General features: G+C 63.9%; 19 protein-coding genes and 1 pseudogene. 7 read left to right on the forward strand and 13 right to left on the reverse strand.

What is annotated here, in order from left to right; all coding sequences use genetic code 11:
* Nucleotides 1-201 precede the first annotated feature (201 nt).
* Nucleotides 202-621, forward strand: coding sequence for a PaaI family thioesterase (locus ACVWYI_RS06420; RefSeq protein WP_456661531.1), 420 nt, complete (start codon nucleotides 202-204; stop codon nucleotides 619-621).
* A 126-nt stretch (nucleotides 622-747) separates the two neighbouring features.
* Here ACVWYI_RS06420 and ACVWYI_RS06425 read toward each other — a convergent pair whose 3' ends face one another.
* A complete protein-coding gene (locus ACVWYI_RS06425; RefSeq protein WP_456661532.1) occupies nucleotides 748-1,632 on the reverse strand; it encodes a LysR family transcriptional regulator in 885 nt (294 codons plus the stop codon).
* 120 nt (nucleotides 1,633-1,752) lie between these two features.
* Between ACVWYI_RS06425 and ACVWYI_RS06430 the strand changes: the two genes are divergently transcribed.
* Entirely contained in the window at nucleotides 1,753-2,376 is a 624-nt protein-coding gene (locus ACVWYI_RS06430) for a pyridoxamine 5'-phosphate oxidase family protein (RefSeq protein ID WP_456661533.1), read from the forward strand.
* Nucleotides 2,377-2,576: 200 nt separating this feature from the next.
* On the opposite strand, the gene ACVWYI_RS06435 is transcribed toward ACVWYI_RS06430, so the two are convergent.
* The 3 genes from ACVWYI_RS06435 to ACVWYI_RS06445 are packed head-to-tail and all read right to left on the reverse strand — an operon-like array spanning nucleotide 2,577 to nucleotide 6,122.
* Nucleotides 2,577-3,308: an ABC transporter ATP-binding protein gene (locus ACVWYI_RS06435; RefSeq protein WP_456651649.1), complete on the reverse strand. Its 732-nt coding sequence runs from the start codon at nucleotides 3,306-3,308 to the stop codon at nucleotides 2,577-2,579.
* The gene (locus ACVWYI_RS06440; RefSeq protein ID WP_456661534.1) at nucleotides 3,305-5,074 is read right to left on the reverse strand and encodes a branched-chain amino acid ABC transporter ATP-binding protein/permease; all 1,770 of its coding nucleotides are present in this window, start codon (nucleotides 5,072-5,074) and stop codon (nucleotides 3,305-3,307) included. The genes ACVWYI_RS06435 and ACVWYI_RS06440 overlap by 4 nt, the downstream gene beginning before the upstream one ends.
* Before the next feature lie 7 nt (nucleotides 5,075-5,081).
* Nucleotides 5,082-6,122, reverse strand: coding sequence for a branched-chain amino acid ABC transporter permease (locus ACVWYI_RS06445; protein ID WP_456651647.1), 1,041 nt, complete (start codon nucleotides 6,120-6,122; stop codon nucleotides 5,082-5,084).
* 177 nt (nucleotides 6,123-6,299) lie between these two features.
* Here ACVWYI_RS06445 and ACVWYI_RS06450 point away from each other — a divergent pair, with 177 nt between their 5' ends.
* Nucleotides 6,300-6,833, forward strand: coding sequence for a MarR family winged helix-turn-helix transcriptional regulator (locus ACVWYI_RS06450; RefSeq protein ID WP_247343942.1), 534 nt, complete (start codon nucleotides 6,300-6,302; stop codon nucleotides 6,831-6,833).
* A gap of 140 nt (nucleotides 6,834-6,973) precedes the next feature.
* On the opposite strand, the gene ACVWYI_RS06455 is transcribed toward ACVWYI_RS06450, so the two are convergent.
* The 9 genes and pseudogenes from ACVWYI_RS06455 to ACVWYI_RS06495 form a co-directional block, all read right to left on the reverse strand.
* Nucleotides 6,974-8,257 (reverse strand): glycerate kinase type-2 family protein, encoded by a 1,284-nt coding sequence (locus ACVWYI_RS06455; RefSeq protein WP_456661535.1) that lies wholly within the window; start codon nucleotides 8,255-8,257, stop codon nucleotides 6,974-6,976.
* 186 nt (nucleotides 8,258-8,443) lie between these two features.
* A pseudogene (locus ACVWYI_RS06460) lies at nucleotides 8,444-9,674 on the reverse strand (ABC transporter substrate-binding protein).
* A gap of 240 nt (nucleotides 9,675-9,914) precedes the next feature.
* Nucleotides 9,915-11,141 (reverse strand): ABC transporter substrate-binding protein, encoded by a 1,227-nt coding sequence (locus ACVWYI_RS06465; protein WP_456661536.1) that lies wholly within the window; start codon nucleotides 11,139-11,141, stop codon nucleotides 9,915-9,917.
* Nucleotides 11,142-11,262: 121 nt separating this feature from the next.
* Nucleotides 11,263-12,498, reverse strand: coding sequence for an ABC transporter substrate-binding protein (locus ACVWYI_RS06470; protein ID WP_354103075.1), 1,236 nt, complete (start codon nucleotides 12,496-12,498; stop codon nucleotides 11,263-11,265).
* 31 nt (nucleotides 12,499-12,529) lie between these two features.
* Nucleotides 12,530-13,546 carry a branched-chain amino acid ABC transporter permease gene (locus ACVWYI_RS06475; protein WP_247343930.1) on the reverse strand — a complete coding sequence of 339 codons (1,017 nt, stop codon included), beginning with the start codon at nucleotides 13,544-13,546 and terminating at the stop codon, nucleotides 12,530-12,532.
* 1 nt (nucleotide 13,547) lies between these two features.
* On the reverse strand, nucleotides 13,548-14,426 hold the full coding sequence (locus tag ACVWYI_RS06480; RefSeq protein WP_247343927.1) for a branched-chain amino acid ABC transporter permease: 879 nt from the start codon (nucleotides 14,424-14,426) through the stop codon (nucleotides 13,548-13,550).
* A gap of 12 nt (nucleotides 14,427-14,438) precedes the next feature.
* Nucleotides 14,439-15,152 carry an ABC transporter ATP-binding protein gene (locus tag ACVWYI_RS06485; protein ID WP_007599709.1) on the reverse strand — a complete coding sequence of 238 codons (714 nt, stop codon included), beginning with the start codon at nucleotides 15,150-15,152 and terminating at the stop codon, nucleotides 14,439-14,441.
* A complete protein-coding gene (locus tag ACVWYI_RS06490; protein ID WP_354044619.1) occupies nucleotides 15,149-15,946 on the reverse strand; it encodes an ABC transporter ATP-binding protein in 798 nt (265 codons plus the stop codon). The genes ACVWYI_RS06485 and ACVWYI_RS06490 overlap by 4 nt, the downstream gene beginning before the upstream one ends.
* A gap of 66 nt (nucleotides 15,947-16,012) precedes the next feature.
* Nucleotides 16,013-16,879, reverse strand: a complete 867-nt coding sequence (locus ACVWYI_RS06495; RefSeq protein ID WP_247343920.1) for an IclR family transcriptional regulator — start codon at nucleotides 16,877-16,879, stop codon at nucleotides 16,013-16,015.
* 127 nt (nucleotides 16,880-17,006) lie between these two features.
* On the opposite strand from ACVWYI_RS06495, the gene ACVWYI_RS06500 reads away from it, so the two are divergent.
* From ACVWYI_RS06500 to pimC, 4 genes are all read left to right on the forward strand, one after another.
* Nucleotides 17,007-19,103, forward strand: a complete 2,097-nt coding sequence (locus ACVWYI_RS06500; protein WP_456661537.1) for a 3-hydroxyacyl-CoA dehydrogenase NAD-binding domain-containing protein — start codon at nucleotides 17,007-17,009, stop codon at nucleotides 19,101-19,103.
* A 217-nt stretch (nucleotides 19,104-19,320) separates the two neighbouring features.
* Nucleotides 19,321-21,015 carry a dicarboxylate--CoA ligase PimA gene (pimA, locus tag ACVWYI_RS06505; protein WP_456661538.1) on the forward strand — a complete coding sequence of 565 codons (1,695 nt, stop codon included), beginning with the start codon at nucleotides 19,321-19,323 and terminating at the stop codon, nucleotides 21,013-21,015.
* Nucleotides 21,012-22,199 carry an acetyl-CoA C-acyltransferase gene (locus ACVWYI_RS06510; RefSeq protein ID WP_354103072.1) on the forward strand — a complete coding sequence of 396 codons (1,188 nt, stop codon included), beginning with the start codon at nucleotides 21,012-21,014 and terminating at the stop codon, nucleotides 22,197-22,199. Before pimA ends, ACVWYI_RS06510 begins: the two co-directional genes overlap by 4 nt.
* A 16-nt stretch (nucleotides 22,200-22,215) precedes the next feature.
* Nucleotides 22,216-23,406, forward strand: coding sequence for a pimeloyl-CoA dehydrogenase large subunit (gene pimC, locus ACVWYI_RS06515; protein ID WP_354103071.1), 1,191 nt, complete (start codon nucleotides 22,216-22,218; stop codon nucleotides 23,404-23,406).
* Nucleotides 23,407-23,497: the final 91 nt, after the last annotated feature.

The raw sequence follows: 23,497 nt of genomic DNA on the forward strand, positions 1-23,497 counted from the left end.
AGTACGCCGCGGCCCGTCCGTATCACGTCACCGCCTCTGGAATACTGGATCACCCGCTTTCGCGGGTGATGACAGTGGTTGTGCGACGACAGTGCCGCTCGTTTCAAACACCCGCGCAAATTCCGTTATTAAAACTTTGTAGGCGGTGAAACTGGCATCCACATCGCGTTCAATGGCGGCAGCCAACGACGCGAGCCAGACATGACCAGCACCGACATTCCCGCCGGCTTCGAGCCGCATTTCCGAAAAGCGCCTCTCACCGACCCGTGGGAGCCGCTTTATTCCAGAAAGACCGATCAGGGCGTCACCGTGGGATTGCGGCTGGCGATACCGCACACCAACGCGCGCGGGCTGATCCATGGCGGATTGATTGCGGCGCTGGCCGATGCCGCCATGGGTTACAGCTGCGCGCAAGCGACGGGCTGGACGACGTCGCTCGTCACCATCTCGCTGTCGGTCGACTACGTCGGTGCCGGCGAAATCGGTCAATGGCTCGCGGTCGAGGGTGAGGCGATCAAGGCCGGCAGCACGATCTGTTTCGCGCAGAGCCTGGTCAAGGCCGACGACGCCGTGATCGCCCGCGCCAGCGGCACCTTTCGCGTCGTGCCGAAGAAGGGGTGAATTCCCTTGTCCCGGACGCGGTGCGGCGCGAAGTGCCGCTCCGCAGAGCCGGGACCCATAGCCTTCTGGGTCCCGGCTCTGCACAGCAACGCTACGCGTTGCAGCGCGTCCGGGACACAGGCACCGTCACCCAAATCTCCACTCCGCCGTCTCCACCACGAGATCGACGAATGCGCGCACTTTGGCCGAGAGCAGGCGCGAGGTCGGATAGACGATGTGGATCGGTAGCGCCGGCTGCTCGTATTTCGCCAGTACGATTTTCAGTCGCCCGCGCTTCAGCCCCTCTGCGGCCTGATAAGCCAGCACCCGCGTCACGCCACCGCCGGCCTCGGCATATTGCAGGGCGGCGTCGGCGCTGTTGCTGGCGAAGCGCGGTTCCGGCGTCACCTCGATGTCGCGGCCGTCCAGTACGAAGCGCCAGCTGGCGGATGGACCGAACGCGATGGTCTGGTGCGTGAGCAGTGCCTCCGGCGTCTTCGGCTCGCCATGGCGCTTCAGGTAACCCGGCGTCGCCACCACGATCCGCCGCATCTCGCCGACCTGGCGCGCGACCAGTGAGGAGTCGGCGAGATGGCCGATCCGCACCGCTACGTCGACGGCATCTTCCACGAGATTGACGAGGTTGTCCGACAGCCGCAATTCGCAGGTGACGTCGGGATAACGCTTGAGGTAGGCGGTCATGACAGACCCGACATGGAGACGGCCGAAGCCGACCGGAGCCGACACCACCAGACGTCCACTCGGCCGGTTGCGCTCCTCCCGCGCCGAGCCGTCGGCCTCCTCGACGTCGGCGAGGATGCGACGCGCGCGTTCCAGATAACGCGTGCCGACGTCGGTCAGCCCCACCTGCCGGGTGGTCCGCTGCAGCAGCCGCGCGCCGAGATGTTCCTCCAGCGCCGCGATCAGCCGCGTCACCGCCGAGGGCGACAGCCGCAGTTTTCGTGCCGCCGGCGCAAAGCCGCGCAAATCGGCGACGGTGACAAAGACATTCATGGCTTCAAGGCGGTCCATCTCATTATTGCATATATTGCAACGATTAAGTGTCAAGCGGACAGATTGTTTGGGCAGCCGGAAGGTCCATTTTAGGTCCCGAAGACGCAGAGATGCGCCGGGATTTCAGGAGCTGTTCCGATGACGGCAACTCACACCTACGCCAGCGACGTGGCATTCACGCCGGCGGTGAAATCGATCCAGACCCGAAAAGGATCGCGCGAAGGCTATGCTCATGCCGAGCAGCGCGGTTGGCGCACCGAGGTCGACGAGAACCTCGCGGCGTTCATCGCTGATGCCAACAGCTTTTATTTCGCCACTGCCTCGGCGGATGGCCAGCCCTACATTCAGCACCGCGGCGGCCCGAAGGGCTTTTTGAAGGTGCTGGACAAGCAGACGCTCGCGTTCGCCGACTACGCCGGCAATCGGCAGTACATCACGCAGGGAAACCTGTCCGAAAATCCCAGGGCCTACATCTTTGTGATGGACTACGCCCATCGCCGCCGGGTGAAGATCTGGGGTGAGGCGCGCGTGGTCGAGGACGACGCCGCGCTGACGCAGTCCCTGATGCCGAAAGGCTACCGCGCGCGGCCGGAGCAGGTGATCCTGTTCAAGATCGAAGCGTGGGACACGAACTGCCCGCAGCACATCCCGCAGAAGTTCGACGCCGGCGATGTTGCGGCTGCGCTGGCGGCAAGGGATGCAAGGATCGCGGAGTTGGAGGCGGAGGTGACGGCGTTGAAGGGGGGAACGGCGGCAAGTTGAACCACGGATGAAGGCCACGAAGACGGTGCACCCTCGCCCCTTGCGGGAGAGGGTGGATCGCCGCAAAGCGGCGAGCCGGGTGAGGGGTTCTCTCCGCGAGCATGTGTGTTGCAATCGAACTCGCAGACGCAACCCCTCATCCGGCGCTTCGCGCCACCTTCTCCCGCAAGGGGAGAAGGGAAGACGAGTTTGCCGCAAAACTACAACCCGCTCGCGCCTTCGTGCTGGAAGCCGAGATAGCTCGCCGCCACCCGCTCGTTTGCAGCGATGTCGCTGGCCTTGCCGCTGAGCACGAATTCGCCGAGCTCCATCACGTAGGCCTGATCCGCGATCTTCAATGCGGCCTGCGCGTTCTGCTCGACCAGCAGCACGGAGACGCCGGCGGCACGCAGTTCGGTGACGATGCGGAAGATGTCGGCGACGATGATCGGAGCGAGGCCGAGGCTCGGCTCGTCCAGCATCAAGAGCTTGGGCTCGCCCATCAGCGCGCGGCCCATCGCGAGCATCTGCTGCTCGCCGCCGGAGAGCGTGCCGGCGAACTGCTTGCGTCGCTCTTTCAGCCGCGGAAACAGCGTGTAGACCCGCTCCATCGAGGCTTTCGCCTTGCTTCTCTCGATCCTGAAGGCGCCGAGTTCGAGATTGTCCTCGACATTCATGGTCACGAACAGTTCGCGGTGCTCGGGAACGAGACCGAGCCCCATCGCGACGCGATCCTCGATGTCGAGCCGGGAGAGGTCCTGGCCGGCAAAGGCGACGCGGCCCTTCAGCGGAAAAACGCCCATGATGGCCGAGAGCAGCGTGGTCTTGCCGGCGCCGTTGGCGCCGACGATGGTGACGATCTGGTTTTGGCCGACCTCGAGCGAGACCGAACGCACCGCCTCGACCTTGCCATAGGACACATGGGCGTCGGTGACGGACAACAGCGCACTCATGCCGCCACTCCGAGATAGGCCTTGATCACTTCGGGATTGGTCTTGATCGTCGCCGGCGTTCCTTCCGCGATCTTGGTGCCGAAATCGAGCACCACAATGCGGTCGGCGAGGTTCATGACGAAGCCCATGTCGTGCTCGACAAGCAGCACGCTCATGCCGCCGTCGCGCAGCTCCCGAAGCAGCGTCGCGAGCCGCTGCTTCTCCATGTGGCGCAGGCCGGCGGCCGGCTCGTCGAGCAGCAGCAGCATCGGATCGACGCACAGCGCACGGGCGATCTCGACGATCCGTTGCTGTCCCAGCGAAAGCGCGCCTGCGAGCTGATGCATCTGCTCGCCAAGTCCGACGCGCTCGATCTGGCGGGCGGCTTCCGCGAGCAGCTTGGCCTCGTCGGCACGGTCCAGCCGCAGCATCGAGGAGATCGGCCCGGAATGGCCGCGCAGATGCGCGCCGATCGCGACGTTCTCCAGCACGGTCATGTCGGGCACCAGCTTGACGTGCTGGAAGGTGCGGGAGATGCCGAGCTTGACGATCTCCTGCGGCGGCGCCTTGTCGACCTTGTTGCCGAGCACGGAGATCGAGCCTGAGGTGGCCGACAGCACGCCGGTGATCAGGTTGAACGTGGTGCTCTTGCCGGCGCCGTTCGGGCCGATCAGCGCGACGATCTCGCGGGCCTGGACGTCGAAGGAGACGCTATTTACCGCGACCACGCCGCCGAATTGCTTTCGCGCCTTCTCGACCTGGAGCAGGACGCCGGATTGGCCGGGCGAACGGGCGCGCTGCGCCAGTTTCAGGGAGGTGTCCGGCTTTTTGCCACGGGTGCGCTCGGGCAGGAACGACATCAGCCAGGGCCAGACGCCGCCGGGTGCGAGCTGGAGCAGCGCCACCAGCATAATGCCGAACACGATGGTTTCGACCTGGCCGGAGCCCGGCAGGATCAGCGGCAGGTAACTCTGGAGCACTTCCTTCAGGACCACGACGAGCGCCGCGCCGAGGACGCCGCCCCAGACATAACCGGCGCCGCCGACCACGGCGATGAAGAGATATTCGATGCCGGCCTGCGCGCCGAACGGCGTGGGGTTCACCGCGCGCTGAAGATGAGCGTAGAGCCAGCCGGAGAGGCCGGCGAGCACGGCGGCATGGATGAACACCAGCATCTTGGCCCGCGGCGTGTGCACGCCGAATGCTTCGGCCGCGATATGGCCGCGCCGGAGCGCGCGGATGGCGCGGCCGGTGCGGGAGTCCAGCAGGTTCATCGTGAGCAGCGCCGAGACGATCACGGCCACCCAGATCGCGTAATAGATCGAGCCGGGCGAGAGCATCTTGAACGAGCCGATCGACAGCGGCGGGATCGCCGAGATGCCGTCGTTTCTTCCCAAAAATTCCAGCTTGCTGAAGAGATAGAACAAGCCGAGTCCCCAGGCGAGCGTGCCGAGCGGCAGATAGTGGCCGGAGAGACGGACCGTGACGAGGCCGAGCAGCACCGCCAGCAACCCGCTGACCAGCAGCGACAGCGGCAGCGTCAGCCAGGGCGACACGCCGTAGGCCGTCGACAGCACCGCGGTGGTGTAGGCGCCGAAGCCGACGAAGGCCGCTTGTCCAAACGAGGTCAGGCCGCCGACGCCGGTCAGCAGCACGAGGCCCATCGCGACGAGGGCGGTGAGGCCGATATTGTCGAGCAGCACGATCCAGAACGGGGGCATGCCCGGAACGAACGGGATCGCCGCCATGAGAAGCGCGAAGATGAGGATGGGGAGCCGGCTCTGCATCTTGGCGTCAGTCCTTCTCTTCCTCGACCGCGGGAGCAGCGAGCGAGCGCAGCAGCAGCACGGGGATCAAGAGCATGAAAACAATCACCTCCTTGTAGTTGGAGGCATAGAAGGACGAGAACGCCTCGACGATGCCGACGAACAGCGCTGCGACGGCGGTGAGGGGATAGCTGACGAGACCGCCGATGATCGCGGCGACAAAGCCCTTCAGGCCGATCAGGAAGCCCGAGTCGTAATAGAGCGTCGTGATCGGCACGATCATGATGCCCGACAGTGCGCCGATGACGGACGCCAGCAGGAAGGCGATCTGCCCGGACAGCGTCGTTCGGATGCCGACGAGCCGGGCACCCAGCCGGTTCACGGCGGTCGCGCGCAGCGCTTTGCCGTAAAGTGTCAGCCCGAAGAACAGCCACAGCCCGACGATGAAGGCGATGGTGATGCCGTAGACCGTGATGCTCTGGCCGGTGAAGCGTAGCGCGCCGGCGGTGAAAGAGCCGGACAGTACGGCAGGTCCGCGCTGGCCCTCGGCGCCGAAGAACAAAAGGCCCAATCCCTGAAGCGCGAGGTGGACGCCCACCGAGGCGATCAGCAGCACCAGCACGGAGGTGTGCGCCAGCGGTTGGAATGCGATGCGGTAGAGAAACAGGCCGATCATCGCCACGATCACCAGCGACAGCGCGATGCAGACCGCAACCGGAGGCTTCTGAGCGGCGTAGTAGACAGTCAGCGCCAGCACGATGGCCGGCAGCACGATGTTGGTGAGGGCGCTGCGCAGGACCAGGCGTCCGTGCAGCGCCTTGCGCGCGGCGAACAGGTCGAACGCGAAGGCGCCGATGCCCAGGGCGAGCGCGAGTTTCGCCGTACCCGGCATCTGGCCCGCAGCCAGCGAGGCATAGGTCAGCGCACCATAGGTGACGAATTCGCCTTGTGGGATGAGGATCACGCGGGTGACGGCGAACACCAGCACCAGCGCGAGGCCGAGCAGCGCGTAGATTGCGCCGTTGGTGATGCCGTCCTGCAGCAGGAACAGCATGATGGTGGTATTCAAGACCGGACGCTCCCCCTCAAAGATTAAGGACCGGTCCCCTGATAGTCGTGGACGGTCCGCTCACAGCCATTGAAAAAAGCTGACGATATTTGATATGGTCCATAACAATTATCAAGTATAACTTCAAGGGTGGCGGGACGACCCTCCCGAACTTAGCGGGATTACGAGCATGAGGCGATGACCGTTTCGAAAACCTCTGAAAAGTCCTCTGAAAAGCCCGCCGATCCGGCCAAGGTCCGCAAAGACGCGGCCGAGGTGCAAGGTCAGGGGCCCGGCGAAGCCCTGCAGCTCGGCGAGCTCTCGGAGCAGCTCGGCTATGTGCTGAAGCGGGCGCAGCTTAAGGTGTTCGAGAACTTCCTGCGCTGCATGGCCTCGCTTCAGCTCACGCCCGCGCAGTTCTCCGTTCTGCTGCTGGTCGAGAAAAATCCGGGCCGTAACCAGACCGAGATCGCCTCCACCCTCGGCATCCTGCGCCCGAATTTCGTCGCCATGCTCGACAATCTCGAGAGCCGCGATCTTTGCGCGCGGATCCGCTCCACCAACGACCGCCGCTCGCACATCCTGGTGCTGACCGACAAGGGCAAGGCGGTGCTGGCCCGCGCCAAGAAGCTGGTCGCCACCAAGCACGAGGCCCGGCTGAACGAGCTGCTCGGCCCCTCCAACCGCGAAGCGCTGCTCGGGATGCTCTCGAAGATCGCCAACGAGTTTTAACGTGGCGGTCGGCTCAGCTGTCATCGCCCGCGAAGGCGGGCGATCCAGTATTCCAGAGGCAGTAGTGGGTGATGGAGAAGCCGCGGCGTACTGGATTCCCTGCCTTCGCGGGGAATGACGCCGTGATTGGGGCAGGCGCCTCAGTCGACCAGGATCACCCTTATATCGTTCACGTTGGTCAGCGTGGGCCCCGGCAGCAACAGGTCACCCGTCGCCTCGAAGAACGTCGTCGCGTCGTTGCTGGCGAGATACGCCTGCGGTTGCAGCCCCTGCGCCTTCATCTTCGCGAACGTCGCCGCGTCGATCAGCGCGCCGGCGGGGTCGGTGGGGTTGCCGGCACCGCCATCGGCGCCGTCGGTGTCGCCGGCGAGCGCGGAGATGTCAGGCGTGTCCTTCAACAGGTCGGCGAGCGCCAGCGCGTATTCCTGGTTCGGGCCGCCGCGCCCCTGGCCGCGCACGGTGACCGTGAGCTCGCCGCCGGAGAGGATCGCGACGCGCTTGCCTTGCGCGCGGGCCTGAAGCGCCAGCCTGGCGTGATCGGCGGCAACCTCGCGGGCCTCGCCTTCCAGATCGGCGCCGAGATCGATGGTCTCGTAACCGGCCTCGTGCGCGAGTTTCACCGCGGCATCGAGCGATTGCTTCGGACGTGCGATCAATTCGAAATGCGCGCGTGCGAAGGCGGCGTCACCCGGTTTGCAGCTCTCGTTGGCGGGGGCGTCCAGCGCGCGGCGGACGGCATCGTCGATGTCGAGCTCGTACTTGGTCACGATCGCGCGCGCATCGGCGAGCGTGGTCGAATCGGGCACGGTGGGGCCCGAGGCGATCGCGGAGGGGTCGTCATGCGGAACGTCGGAGATCGCGAGCGTAATGATCTCGGCGGCATTTTTGCCGGCGCGCGCCAGCCGCCCGCCCTTGATCCGTGACAGGTGCTTGCGCACGATATTCATCTCGCCGATCGGCGCGCCCGAGCGGAGCAGCGCCTTGTTGACGGCCTGCTTCTGCGCGAAGCTGATGCCGTCGACAGGCGCGATCCAGTTCGCCGAGCCGCCGCCGGTGAGCAGCACCAGGAGAAGGTCATCGGGTCCGGCCTCGCCTGCGAGCGCGAGGGTATCGGCCGCGCCCTTCAGGCCGGCCTCGTCAGGCACGGGATGGCCGGCCTCGACCACGCGGATGCGGCGGGTCGGCACGCCGTAGCCGTGGCGCGTGGTGGCGATGCCGACGAGGCGCTCCGGTGCGAGCCCGAGCGTGTCGAGATAATGCCGCTCTGCCGCCGCGGCCATCGCGGCCGCGCCCTTGCCGGCGGCGAGGCAGATCACGCGTCCCCTCGGTGCAGGCCGCAAGTGAGGCGCCAGCACCGTGTTGGGATGGGCGGCGGCAACGGCGGCGTCGTAGAGCGCGCGGAGCAGCGGGCGTCGGTCGGTCATGACGAAAGGCCTTGAGCGGACAGGAAAGACTGGCGGCAAACGCGCCGTTCCACCTGCCTACCGCATCAGGCGCGAAAGCGTAAGCGGGCTTTGTCGTCATTCGATTGTGCAATCGCGTGATCATAATCGGCGCGCAAGCAAAAACCCCCTGCGAGAGCTCGCAGGGGGCTTGTTGTCGTGTCGGGGCTAGCCGCCGACGTCGGCGCTGATCACGTCGCCGAACAGCTCCCACTTGTCGCCCTTGAACTTCTCGAGCCGGAGCTGGCTGATCGGCGCAAAGTCGGTCGGGGACGTGTTGATCTGGATTCCCGGCAGCAGCGCCTCCGTGCGGAAGTTCTTCATGCCAGCGGCCTGCTTCATGATGTTCTCGCGCGTGAGATTATCACCGCACTGCTTCAAGACGTGGACCAGCGTCTGTGCCACGGCATAGCCGACGATGGTGCCCTTATCGAGCTTGTCGCCGTCGGGGAAGTATTTGGTCATGAACGCAAGAAAGTCCTTCATGCCGGGATCGTTGGCCCATTCGGGATCCGACACGTCCTTCAGATAATCGGCCGAGATAATGTCCTGGCCGTTCTCGAAGCCGGCAGGCTTCATCACGCTGCCGACGGAGGCAGAGACGTTGTTGAGGAAGTGCAGCGGCTTCCAGCCGATCTCGGCGTTCTTCTTGATCGCCTGGGCTGCGAATTTCGGCGTCGTGATGTTCATGAAGACGTCGGCGCCGGTCGATTTCAGCTTGACGATGTGGTTGTCGATGCTCGGCTCCGAAGTCTCATAGCTCTCTTCGATGACGATCATCGAGGCGGCCTTGGCGCCGAGGCCGTCCTTCAGGCCCTTGAGATAGTCCTTGCCGTAATCGTCGTTCTGGAAACAGCACGGCGATCTTGGCGTCGGGCTTGTTTTTGAGCAGCCACTTCGCGTAGATCTGCGTCTCGCTCTGGTAGTTGGGCTGCCAGCCCATCGTCCACGGGAAGTTCTGCGGATCGTTCCACTTGGTGGCGCCGGTCGCGACGAAGAGCTGTGGCACCTTCTTCGAGTTCATGTATTTGTGGATCGCCGAGTTCGGCGGTGTGCCGAGCGAGTTGAAGATGAGCAGCACCTCGTCGCTCTCGACCAGCTTGCGCGCCTGCTCCACCGTCTTCGGCGGCGAATAGGCGTCGTCGTAAGAGATGAAGTTGATCTTGCGGCCGTTGATGCCGCCTTCGTCGTTGATCTTCTTGAAATAGGCGGCTTCGGTCCGCCCGATGATGCCGTAGGCGGAGGCCGGTCCGCTGTAGGGCATGATGTTGCCGACCTTGATCTCGGTATCGGTCGCGCCGGTATCGTATTTCTTCTGGGCCGATGCAGTGGAGGCCGAGGCCGCAATGAGCGCAAGCGCCAGTGACGCGGCCGCAAGTTTGCCGGTGACAGCGGGCATTCCTATCTCCCTATTTTCTTGGTGTGTGTGCGTTCCTTTTCTTGCGTTGCTTGTTTTTGGTGACGCGGCCGCAATTCAATACGATTTACCTGATGCCTTCAACAGAAAGCCCCTGCGACGGCGTCGCAGGGGCTGCTTCTTTAGTAGTCAAAGGCGGCCGCGGGATCGTGTGCGCTGCGAAAAAATCGCCACCGCCGCTGATTGTTTAATTTGAGTAGCGCGATTTTGAGTTGATCGGCCTCAATGGCCAGGATCGCTCGAGATGATGTCGCCGAACAGCTCCCATTTCTTGCCTTTGAATCGCATCATCTGGAGCTGCTCGATCGGGGCGAAATTGTCCGGCGCGGTGTTGATCTTGATGCCGGGCAAGAGCGTATCGGGCTCGAAATCCTTCAGGCTGGCGGCCTGCTTCATGACGTTTTCGCGGGTAAGGTCATCGCCGCACATCTGCAGCACCTTCACCATGGTCTGCGCGGCGGCATAGCCGAACACCACGCCGGCATCGAGCTTGTTGGCCGTGGGAGCGTATTGCGCGAGGAAGTTATAGAACTTCTTCATGCCGTCATCGGAGTTCCATTGCGGGTCGGAGCCGTCCTTGGTGTAGCTCGCCGACAGGATGCCTTGCGAAATCTCGAGCCCCGCCGGCTCGAGCACGCCGCCGACCGAGGCCGAGACGTTGGAGATGATGTGGACCGGGTGCCAGTTGATCTCGGCCGCCTTCTTGATCGCCTGGGCGGCAAATTTCGGCGTGGTGATGCTGATGAGGATGTCGGCGCCGGCGGCCTTCAATTTCACGACGTGCTCGTCGATGGCCGGTTCGGACGTGTCGTAGCCTTCCTCCAGCACGATCATCGAGGCCTTGGGCCCAAGGCCGTCCTTCAGCCCCTTCAGATAGTCCTTGCCGAAATCGTCGTTCTGGTAGAGCACGCCGATCTTGCCGTCCGGCTTCTCCTTCATAATGTACTTGGCGTAGATGTGCGCCTCGCTCGCATAGCTCGGCTGCCAACCCATGGTCCAGGGATACTGCCTGGGATCGTTCCACTTCGAAGCGCCGCTCGCCACGAACAATTGCGGCACCTTCTTCTCGTTCATGTATTTGCGGATGGCGCCGTTGGTGGAGGTGCCGAGCGAGCCGAAGATCAGCAGCACCCCGTCGCTCTCGACCAGCTTGCGCGCCTGCTCCACCGTCTTCGGCGGCGAATAGCCGTCGTCATAGGAGATGAACTTGATCTTGCGGCCGCCGATGCCGCCCTCGGCATTGATCTTGTTGAAATAGGCTTCCTCGGCCTTGCCGATCGCCGCGTAGGCGGAGGCCGGGCCGCTATAGGGCATGATGTTGCCGATCTTGATCTCGGTATCGGAAGCGCCGCTGTCGTATTTTTTCTGCGCCAGTGCAGGGCCGCTCATCGCAGTGCACAATATGAATGCGGCCAACAGGGCCGCAACCTGAAATCGAACAGCAGTCATTTCTCTCCCACCCCGGCTGGATCGGCGCCGCATTGAACAAGATTGACGCTCGACGTCAACAAAAAGCCCCCGCGATTGCTCGCGGGGGCTTCTCGAGGCGTTGGATTATTGCGTCAGAGTATCACTCCGTGGCGACGTCGCCGCTGATGATCTCGCCGAAGAGTTCCCACTTCTCGCCTTTGAAGCGCTGCATCTGGAGCTGCGCGATCGGGGCGAAGTCGGTGGCGCTGGTGTTGATCTTGACGCCGGGCAGCAGCGTGTCCGGAGCAAAATCCTTCAATGAGGCCGCCTGCTTCATCATGTTGGCCCGGGTCAAATCGTCGCCGCACATTTCTAGGACCTTGGCCAGCGTCGACGCCGCGCCGTAGCCATAGACCATGCTGGTGTCGGATTTGTCGGCACCCGGCATGTACTTGTCGACGAACTCGTTCCACTTCTTCATGCCGGGGTCGTTCGCCCACTGCGGGTCCGTCGAGTCCTTGGCGTAGGCGGCCGAGAGCACGTTCTGCGCAGCCTCGAAGCCGGCCGGCTTCATCACGCTGCCGACCGAGATCGACACGTTGGTGAGGATCTGCAGCGGCTTCCAGCTCAGCTCGGCTGTCTTCTTGATGGTTTGGGCAGCGAATTTCGGCGTCGTGTAGATCAACAGCACGTCGGGATTGGCAGCCTTGATCTTGACGATGTGACCGTCGATCGACGGCTCGGACACCTCGTAGCTCTCTTCCATGATGATCATGGACGCGCCCTTGGCGCCCAGGCCGTCCTTGGTGCCCTTGAGGTAGTCTTTGCCGAAATCGTCATTCTGGTAAAGGATCGCGATCTTGGCGTCCGGCTTTTCCTTCAACAGCCATTTCGCGTAGATCTGCGCTTCGCTCTGGTAGGAGGGCTGCCAGCCCATGGTCCAGGGGAAGTTTTTCGCGTCGTTCCACTTGGTGGCGCCGGTGGCGACGAACAGCTGCGGGATCTTCTTGGCGTTGAGGTACTTCTGGATCGCGCTGTTCGAGGGCGTGCCGAGCGGGTTGAACACGGCCAGCACCTCGTCGCTCTCGACCAGCTTGCGGACCTGCTCGACGGCCTTGGGCGGCGAATAGCCGTCGTCATAGGTGACGAAGGTGATCTTGCGGCCGTTGATGCCGCCCTTGTCGTTGATCATCTTGAAATAGGCTTCTTCGGTCTTGCCGATGATGCCATAGGCCGACGCCGGGCCGCTGTACGGCATGATGTTGCCGATCTTGATCTCGGTATCGGACGCGCCGGTGTCGTATTTCTTCTGCGCGAGTGCTGCGCCGGAGGTGAGAGTAATGACCGCCGTTGCCGTGACCAGCGCAGCGGTTCGCAGTGTTCTTTCAAAAAGCAATTCGGGTCTCCTTGGTTAAATTAACGGGTTTTCAGTTCTTTCTGAGCCGGCCGACGAGTTGCTGGCCCAGAATCGCGATCTGCCTTGCGCCGTGCGGCACCAGGTAGATGACGAGGAACAACAGTACGCCGAATACCGCGCCGGACAGGCCTTTGGAGATGCCCTCCGCCATGTTCGGCACGAAGATGATGAAGGCTGCGCCGACGAACGAGCCGGGCAGCCAGCCGACGCCGCCGACGACCATGCCGAGGAACAGCGAGATCGCCAGCGTGATGGTGTAGCTGTCGGGCGCGACGAACTGCACGGCGATGGCGCCAAGCGAGCCGGCAACGCCGGTGATGCCGGCGGACACGCCGAAGGCCAGCGTCTTGTAGAGCGCGACGTTGACGCCCATCGAGGAGGCCGCGATCTCGTTGTCGCGGATCGCCATGAAGGCGCGGCCCGAGCGGGAGCGCAGCAGGTTCACCGAGAAGATGTAGATCGCGAGCACGACGGCGAGTGAGAAGTAGTATAGCCACATGTCCTGCGACATCGGCAGCCCGAACGGCGCGTCCGGCTTGGTGACGACGAGGCCCTGCACGCCGCCGGTCCAGTGCTCGAGGAAGTTCAGCTTCAGCAGCTGCGGCATCGCGGTGGCAAGCGCAAAGGTCGCGAGCGCGAGATAGACGCCCGACAGCCGCAGCGCCGGCTTGCCGAACAGGTAGCCGAATCCGAAGCAGACCGCGGCGGAAATCGGAATTGTCAGCGCATAGTTGACGTTGAAGTACTCCATCAGCACCGCCGACGTATAAGCGCCCACGGCGTAGAAGGCGCTCTGGCCGAGCGAGAACTGGCCGGAGCCGCCCGTCAGGATGTTCAAGGCCAGCACCGCCAGCCCGTAGATCAGGAGCATCGTCATCTGGAAGATGATGAAGTTCTTGACGAACACCGGCACGATCAACAGCACCGCCAGCACCAACAGGGAGGTGCCCGTGCCCAGCGTCATCGCCCGCTTCGGAACCGCATCGATCGCCGGGGCTTCCGTTACGACATCTTCTGCAGCGCTCATATCAAACTCGCTTGACGATGTGCCGGCCGAACAGGCCAGCGGGTTTGACGACCAGGACGGAGATGATCAGCGCGAGCGCGATCGGGAGCTTCAGCTCGTTGCCGACGCCGGGAATGTAGGTGCCGGCGAGGTTTTCGAAGACGCCGACCAGGAAGCCGCCGACCACGGCGCCGAACGGGCTGGTCAGTCCGCCGAGCACCGCCGCGGCGAAGCCGTAGATCAGCACGCCGCCCATCATGTTGGGCTCGAGGAACACGACCGGTGCGATCAGCATGCCGGCGATTGCACCGATCGCGGAGGCCATGCCCCAGCCCAACGCGATCATCCAACTCGTGTTGATGCCGACCAGCCGGGCCGATTCAGGCACGGAGGCGGCCGCGCGCATGGCGAGGCCGATCTTGGTGTACTGGAAGAAGAAGTAGAGGCCGAGCAGCAGCAGCACGGTAACGCCGATCATGCCGGCCTGGTGGGTCGAGATCAGCTGGCTGCCGAGGAACGGCGAGGAACCGAACGGGGTCGGATACTGCTTGATGGTGAAGTCCCAGATCAGGCCAGCCGAGGAGTTGATGATCGCGAACAGCGCGATGAAGCCGGCGACGTTGGTCAGCACCGGCGCCTTGGCGAGCGGCTTGAAAAGAATGCGCTCGATCGCGATGCCGCCGACGAAGGATAATGCCAGCGTGATCACGAAGGCGGCCCAATAGGGGATGCCCCATTGCATCAGCTGCCAGGAGATGAAGGTCGAGAACATCGCCATCTCGCCCTGCGCGAAGTTGAGATGGTCGATCGCCTGGTAGATCATGACCACGGCGAGCGCCATGCAGGCGTAAATCGCGCCCGTGGCGATCCCGGCCAGCACCTGGTTGGTGAAAAGCTCCATCGTGCCGGCTCCTCAGTAGCCCAGATAGGATTTGCGGATTTCTTCGTTGTTCGCGATGTCCTTGGCATTGCCCGACATCACGATGCGTCCGGTCTCGATCACATAGGCCTGGTCGGCGAGCTCGAGCGCGAGCTGGGCGTTCTGCTCCACCACCAGGATCGACACCTTGTCCTCGCGGTTGATCTTCCCGAGGATGCCGAACAGGTCGCGCACGACGAGCGGCGCCAGGCCGAATGACGGCTCGTCCAGCAGCATCAGCCGCGGCCGCAGCATCAGGGCGCGGGCGACTGCGAGCATCTGCTGCTCGCCGCCCGAAAGCGTGCCGGCCTGCTGGGTGTGCCGCTGCTTCAGCACCGGGAAATGCGCATACATCCGCTCGATGTCGGAGACGATGCCGGCGCTGTCCTTGCGGGTGATGGCGCCGAGCTGGAGGTTCTCCTCCACTGTCATGGTGGTGAAGGTTCCGCGGCCCTGCGGCACATGCGCGATACCGAACCGCACGATGCTCTCGGTGGAGCGGTTGTTCAGCGGCTTGCCGTCGAACTCGATGCCGCCGGTGGAGCGCACCATATTGCAGATCGCGCGCAGCGTCGTGGTCTTGCCGGCGCCGTTCGCCCCTAACAGCGTCGTCAGCGATCCCTCGCTGAGCGAGAAGGACAGGCCGTGAAGCGCCTGGACCTGGCCGTAATAGGCGCGCAGGTCCTTGACGTTGAGCAGCGTCGTCATTGGTCCTTGCTCCCGAGATAGGCCTTGATGACGTCGGGATCCGCCTGCACCTGGGCCGGCGTGCCTTCCGCGAGCTTCTTGCCGAAATTCAGCGCGACGACGTGGTCGGCGATCGACATCACGAGGCCCATGTGGTGCTCCACCAGCAGCACGGTCATGTGGCGCTCGTCGCGGATGCGGCGAATGAGGTCGCCGAGAACGTGGACTTCCTCGTGGTTGAGGCCGCCGGCGGGCTCGTCGAGCAGCAGGATCTTCGGATCGGCAGCAAGCGCGCGCGCCAGCTCGACGCGTTTTTGCGTGCCGAAAGGCAGGCCGGACACGACGGTGTGGGCGACATCCTCGAGGTTCAGATAGGCGAGGATCTCGTGCACCTTCTTGTTGACGTCGGCTTCGCTGCGGCGAATCCAGGCGAGACGCAGCGAGTCACTGATGATGTCGCTGGAGGTGCGGGCATGGGTGCCGACGCGGACATTGTCCATCACCGAGAGGTTCGGAAACAGCGCCACGTTCTGGAAGGTGCGGCCGATGCCGATCTCCGCGATCCGGTGCGGCGGCCGCTTCAGGATGGTCGCGCCCTCCATCAGGATGTCGCCGGACGACGGCTGATAGAGCCGGGAGAGGCAGTTGAAGAGCGTGGTCTTGCCGGCGCCGTTGGGGCCGATCAAGCCGAGGATCTGGCCCTTGTGCATGTCGAAGGACACGCCGTTGAGCGCGACAATGCCGCCGAACACGACGCTGACGTCGCGAACCGCGAGCAGGGGCGATGTCCCCTGCGCGAGCTGTGCCTGCGTCATCTCGTCTCGCCCACGCTGTTGAGTGGACGAAGGGGCGATACGAACCGCTCCTGATGATCACAAAGGTTATCTGATCCCCTCGACCACACGCGCAACTTTTCCTCCTGATTTCAGCTTTTTGCTGACGTCTTTTTTGGAATGCGGCATCAGACCCCCGAGCGCCGCTTCGATGTTCCTTACCATCGCAAGCAGACGCGGTCCAATGTCGTTGATCAAACGCTCTTCCGTGAAGCGGAATGCGGGCGCGCCGCAATTGAATGCGTAGGGACCGGTTCCGTCATTGAGCTTGAGCGCGACGCCGGCGGCGCCGATGTCGTCATGCCAGTCGCCGACCGAAGTCGCAAAACCGTGCTTTGCGATTGTTTCGCCGGAACGTTCCAGTCCGTCGCGCATCTTGGGCCAGCGGCTGCCGTAATGCTCGCGCAGATCGCGCAACAATTCGGCACGCTCGTCGTCGTTCAGCGCCCAGAAATAGGCGCGGCCCATCGCGGTGGTTGCAATCGGCACGCGGGAGCCGACGTCAAGTTGAACGCCGACCGTCTCGCTGCCGCGGCTCTGCCCGAAATAGATCATGCTTTGGCGGTCGCGGCCACCGATCGCGACGGCTCCGCCGGTCGCGCGCATCATTTCCTCGCGGAACGGTTCGGACAAATGCCGAACGCCGAGATTGGATAGCGCCGCGTAGCCGAGCGCCATCGCAGCCGGCGCAAGCTGATACTTCTCGAAGCGGGGAACCGGCGTCAGATAACCGAGCTTCGTCAACGTATAGGTCAGCCGCGAAACGGTCGGTTTGGGCAGGTTGGTGCGGGCCGCGATTTCCTGATTGCCAAGAAGTCCGTCGCTGGGCTGGAATGCGCGCAATACGTCTAGTCCGCGGGAAAGCGCGACGACGAAATTCCGATCGGTCGCGGTCTTCTTTCCTGTACGCTTCATCCCTGATCTGCTTCTTGCGCGGAGTCGTTGACAAGCCACGTGCTTCAAAATAACCCTGCCGTCAAGATGCGGAATTAAATTCCGCGATGCGAAATCAAACAAAGTTACCCCAGCAAGGAGGGACACCGTGAGCGAAGTGGTCAAGCTTGAGCGTCATGACGAAGTCGGGATCGTCACGGTCGACAGCCCTCCGGTCAATGCGCTGAGTGCCGCGGTTCGCGGCGGTATTTTGGAGTGCATCAAGGCCGCGATCGCCGATACCGCGATCAAGGGCATCGTGCTGACCTGCGCCGGCCGCACCTTCATTGCCGGCGCCGACATCACCGAATTCGGCAAGCCGCCGAAGGCGCCCGCCCTCAACGACGTGCTTTCCGAGATCGAGAACTCGCCGAAGCCGGTCGTTGCCGCGATCCACGGCACCGCACTCGGCGGCGGCCTCGAGGTCGCGCTCGCCTGTCATTTTCGCGTCGCGGCGAAAGAAGCCAAGCTCGGCCTGCCCGAGGTGAAGCTCGGCCTGCTGCCGGGCGCAGGCGGCACCCAGCGCCTGCCGCGCGCGGTCGGACCGGAGCTTGCGGTCAAGATGATCGTCGGCGGTGATCCGATCGGTGCGGCGGAAGCGCTGAAAAACGGTTTGATCGAAGAGATCGTCGAGGGCCCGGCTGCCGGAGGCGAAGCCTTCGTGCGAAAGCTGCTGGCCGAAAAGCGCCCGCTGCGCCGCCTGCGTGACGACGATTCCAAGATCGCTGCGGCCAAGGCCGATCGCTCGATCTTCACCAATGCCGTCGCCGCCATGACCAAGAAGTCGCGCGGCCTGGAAGCGCCGTTCGCGGCGGCCGACGCCGTCGGCTACGCCATTGACCTACCGTTCGACGAAGGTCTGAAGAAGGAGCGCGAGGGCTTCCTGAAGCTCGTCGCCAGCGATCAGTCCAAGGCGCAGCGCTATGCCTTCTTCGCCGAGCGCGAGGCCAGCAAGATCGCGGACGTGCCTGAAGGCACCAAGTCGCGGCCCGTGAACCGCGTCGCCATCCTCGGCGCCGGCACCATGGGCGGTGGCATCGCGATGTCGTTTGCCAATGCCGGCGTGCCCGTCACCCTGATCGAGACCGGCGAAGAGCAGCTCAAGCGCGGCCTCGGCATCATGCAGAAGAATTGGGAAGCGACCGCGGCGCGCGGCGGCATTCCGGCGGATGCGCCCGCCAAGCGCATGGCGCTGATCAACGGCGTCGTCGGCATCGAGAACGTCGGCGATGCCGACCTGGTCATCGAAGCCGTGTTCGAGACCATGGCGCTGAAGAAGGAAGTGTTCGGCAAGCTCGACCAATACGTCAAGCCCGGTGCCGTGCTCGCCTCCAATACCTCCTACCTGAACATCGACGAGATCGCGCAGTCGACCAAGCGTCCGCAGGACGTGCTCGGCATGCACTTCTTCTCGCCCGCCAACGTCATGAAACTGTGCGAGATCGTGCGCGCCGACAAGACCGCGCCGGACGCCCTTGTGACGGCTGTCTCGATCGCGCGCAAGATTGCGAAAGTGCCGGCCGTGGTCGGCGTCTGCGACGGCTTTGTCGGCAACCGCATGCTCGCCCAGCGCGGCAAGCAGTCCGAGAAGCTGTTGTTCGAAGGTGCCTTGCCGCAGCAGGTCGACGCCGTGGTGACGAAGTTCGGCATGCCGATGGGCCCGTTCGCGATGGGCGACCTCGCCGGCCTCGATATCGGCTGGCGCTCGCGCAAGGACCGCGGCATCAAGTCCGAGATCGCGGACGCGCTCTGCGAAGCCGGTCGCTTCGGCCAGAAGACCGGCAAGGGCTATTACAAGTACGAAGCCGGCTCTCGCTCGGCGCTGCCCGATCCCGAAGTTGAGAAGCTGATCGACGAGACGTTGGTCCGTTTGGGCCGCAAGAAGCGAATCGTTAGCGACGACGAGATCCTCGAGCGCATGATGTACCCGATGATCAACGAGGGCGCGAAGATCCTGGAAGAAGGCATTGCCGCGCGTCCCTCCGATATCGACGTGGTCTGGCTCTACGGCTATGGCTGGCCGATCTACCGCGGCGGCCCGATGTTCTGGGCCGACAGCGTCGGCCTCAAGCACATCGCCGATCGTCTCTCCTTCTATGCCAGGGAGACCAACGATCCCAGCCTCGAGCCCGCGCCGCTGCTGAAGAAGCTCGCGGCCGAAGGCAAGACCTTCGCCTCGCTGGCGGCGGCGTCGAAAGCGGCTTGATAGAATTGGCCGTGGCCGCGATGATTTGCGCCGGGCGACGCCCTCTCCGTTTCCTCCCCCTTGCGGAGGAGTGGCAGGGAGGGGCAGCCCCGGGCGAGGTCAGAGTTTGTGGCACCCCCTTCCCCAACCCTTCCCCACAAGGGGGAAGGGAGCCCGTTCCGTCCGTGCCCGCCTTACGTGGAACCGCTGCTCAGGCAGTGCAAAATAACGAAGTGAAATGACCCATCCCGGCGAACAGTTTTATCCCGAAGGCGTGCGTTGGGACGACACCATCGTCCAGGGCTCGCTGCCTGACCTGCTGGCAAAAGCCGCCGCCGAGTACGGCCCGCGCATCGCGCTGGAATTCCGGGAGCGTCCGATCAGTTACACCGAACTCGCCGCGATGGCGGAGCGTGCGGCCGCCGCGTTCCTGCGCGCCGGATGCGGCAAGAACACCTCCATCGCGCTGTTCCTCGGCAACACGCCCGATCACCCCGTCAATTTCTTCGGCGCGCTGAAGGCCGGCGCGCGCGTTGCGCATCTCTCCCCGCTCGACGGCGAGATTGCGCTGACTCACAAGGTCTCCGATTCCGGCTCGCGCCTGCTCGTCACGTCCAACCTCGCGGCGCTGCTGCCCACCGCGCTGAAGTTCCTGGAGAAGGGGTTGATCGATCGCCTGGTCGTCTGCGAGGACGACAATTGGGGCAAGGTCGGCACGCCGCAGGCCGCGATCCCCGTTGATCCCCGCATCGTCACCTTCAAGACCTTCGTCGAGGGCGCGACCGCGCCGGCGCAGTGGCCGCCCGTGACGGCCGACGACGTCGCCCTGCTGCAATATACCGGTGGCACCACCGGCCTGCCCAAGGGCGCGATGCTCACCCATGGCAATCTGACTTCCGCGGTGTCGATCTACGACGTCTGGGGCAAGCCGTCGCGCGCGACGCGCGGCGATGCCATCGAGCGCGTGATCTGCGTGCTGCCGCTGTTCCACATCTACGCGCTCACCGTCGTGCTGCTGTCCTCGCTCAGCCGTGGCAATATGATCTCGCTGCATCAGCGTTTTGACGTCCAAGCAGTAATGCGCGACATCGAAATCAAGCGCGCGACCTATTTCCCGGGCGTGCCGACGATGTGGATCGCGATCGCAGCCCTTCCCGATCTCGACAAGCGTGACTTCTCCTCGCTGGCGTCGATCGGCTCCGGGGGCGCGCCGCTTCCGGTGGAGATCGCAAATTTCTTCGAGCGCAAGGTCGGCAAGAAGCTTCGCAGCGGCTGGGGCATGACCGAGACCTGCTCGCCCGGCACCGGCCATCCGCCCACAGGTCCCGACAAGCCCGGCTCGATCGGCCTGATGCTGCCCGGCATCGAGCTCGATGTCGTCTCGCTGGACAATTCCACGAACGTGCTGCCACCGGGCGAAGTCGGCGAGATCCGCATCAGGGGCCCGAACGTCACCCAGGGCTACTGGAACAAGCCGAAGGAATCCGCGGAGTCCTTTGCCGACGGCCGCTTCCTCACCGGCGACATCGGCTATGTCGACACGGACGGCTATTTCTTCCTGGTCGACCGCAAGAAGGACATGATCATCTCCGGCGGCTTCAACGTCTATCCGCAGATGATCGAGCAGGCGATCTACACCATTCCCGGCGTGCACGAGGTGATCGTGCTCGGCATTCCCGACCAGTACCGCGGCGAGGCCGCAAAGGCCTTCATCAAGCTGAAGTCGGACGCAAAGCCGTTCTCGCTCGACGATTTGCGCGCGCAGCTCACCGGCAAGCTCGGCAAGCACGAATTGCCGGCCGAGGTCGAATTCGTCGACGATCTGCCGCGCACGCCGGTCGGAAAGCTGTCGCGCCACGAGTTGCGTCAGCAGCAGAAACCATCACAATCCGCCCAACTTGCCACCCAGCCTGTATCAGGAGGTCGCTCTTGACCGACGCCGTCATCGTTTCCACCGCCCGCACCCCGATCGGCAAGGCCTATCGCGGCGCGCTCAACGCCACCGAGGGTGCGACCCTGCTCGGCCATGCCATTGGCGAAGCCGTCGCGCGCGCCAAGATCGACCCGAAGGAGGTCGAAGACGTCGTGATGGGCGCGGCGCTGCAGCAGGGCACGACCGGCGGCAATATCGCGCGCAAGGCGCTGCTCCGCGCCGGTTTGCCCGTCACCGTTGGCGGCACCACCATCGACCGGCAATGCGCCTCGGGCCTCCAGGCGATCGCGCTCGCCGCGCGCTCGGTGATTTTTGACGGCGTCGAGATCGCGGTCGGCGGCGGCGGCGAGTCCATCTCGCTGGTGCAGAACGACAAGATGAACAGCTTCCACGCCCAGGACCCGGCGCTGCTCGAGATCAAGGGCGAGGTCTACATGCCGATGATCGACACGGCCGAAATCGTCGCCAAGCGCTACGGCATCTCGCGCGAGAAGCAGGACGAATATTCGCTGGAAAGCCAGCGCCGCACTGCGGCCGCGCAACAGGGCGGTAAGTTCAAGGACGAACTCGCGCCGATCACCACCAAAATGGCCGTGACCGACAAGGCGACCGGCGCAGTCTCGTTCAAGGACGTGACGCTGTCGCAAGACGAGGGTCCGCGGCCCGAGACCACCGCCGAAGGCCTCGCCGGCCTCAAGGCCGTGCGCGGTGAAGGTTTTTCGGTCACTGCCGGCAATGCCAGCCAGCTCTCGGACGGCGCCAGCGCCTCCGTCATCATGAGCGACAAGGAAGCGTCGAAACGCGGCCTCAAGCCGCTCGGCATCTTCCGCGGTTTCGTCTCCGCCGGCTGCGAGCCGGACGAAATGGGCATCGGCCCGGTGTTCGCGGTGCCGCGGCTGCTCAAGCGTCACGGCCTCACGGTCGACGACATCGGCCTGTGGGAGCTCAACGAAGCGTTCGCGGTGCAGGTGCTGTATTGCCGCGACAAGCTCGGCATCGACCCTGACAAGATCAACGTCGACGGCGGCGCGATCGCGGTCGGCCACCCCTACGGCATGTCGGGCGCGCGCCTCACCGGCCACGCCCTGATCGAAGGCCGCCGCCGCAAGGCGAAGTACGCGGTCGTCACCATGTGCGTCGGCGGCGGCATGGGCGCAGCGGGCTTGTTTGAGATTTTGCAGTAATTCACAGGAGGATCCGATGGATCTCGCATTCACGAAAGAAGAGCAGGCGTTTCGCGAGGAAGTGCGGGAGTTCTTCCGCGGTAACGTGCCGCCGGATACGCGGCGCAAGCTGGTCGAGGGCCGCCATCTCTCGAAGGACGAGATGGTGACGTGGTGGCGCATCCTCAACAAGAAGGGCTGGGGCACCAGCCATTGGCCCAAGCAATATGGTGGTACCGGCTGGACCTCCGTGCAGCACTACATCTTCAACGAGGAGCTGCAGTCCTATCCGGCGCCGCAGCCGCTCGCCTTCGGCGTCAGCATGGTCGGCCCTGTGATCTACACCTTCGGCAACGAAGAGCAGAAGAAGCAGTATTTGCCGCGCATTGCCAATGTCGACGACTGGTGGTGCCAGGGTTTCTCCGAGCCTGGCTCCGGATCTGATCTCGCTTCGCTGAACACAAAAGCCGAGCGCAAAGGCGACAAGTGGATCATCAACGGCCAGAAAACCTGGACCACGCTCGCCCAGCACGCTGACATGATCTTCTGCCTCTGCCGCACCGACGCGACTGCGAAGAAGCAGATGGGCATCTCCTTCATCGTGTTCTCGATGAAGTCGAAGGGCGTCACAGTGCGCCCGATCCAGACCATCGACGGCGGCGTCGAGGTCAACGAAGTGTTCTTCGACGACGTCGAGGTTCCCTACGAGAACCTGATCGGCGAGGAGAACAAGGGGTGGGATTACGCAAAATTCCTGCTCGGCAATGAGCGCACCGGCATCGCGCGGGTCGGCGTCTCCAAGGAGCGGCTGCGCCGCATCCGCGACTTGGCCTCCAAAGTCGAATCCGGGGGCAAGCCGATCATCCAGGACGCGGCCTTCCGTGAGAAGCTCGCGGCCTGCGAGATCGAGCTCAAGGCGCTCGAGCTCACGCAGTTGCGCGTCGTCGCCGACGAAGGCAAGCACGGCAAGGGCAAGCCCAATCCGGCGTCCTCGGTCCTGAAGATCAAGGGCTCCGAGATCCAGCAGACCACCACCGAGCTGCTGATGGAAGTGATCGGCCCGTTCGCCGCGCCCTACGACGTGCACGGCGACGACGGCTCGAACGAAGCCATGGACTGGACCGCCCAGATCGCGCCGAGTTATTTCAACAACCGCAAGGTTTCGATCTACGGCGGCTCCAACGAGATCCAGCGCAACATCATCGCCAAGGCGGTGCTGGGGCTTTGATCGCACACTATTAACACGCACCCACCGTCATGGCCGGGCTTGACCCGGCCATCTACGCCTAGCGGCCGAAAGAACGTGGATGCCCGGCACA

This window comes from Bradyrhizobium sp. LB13.1 (assembly GCF_054056815.1).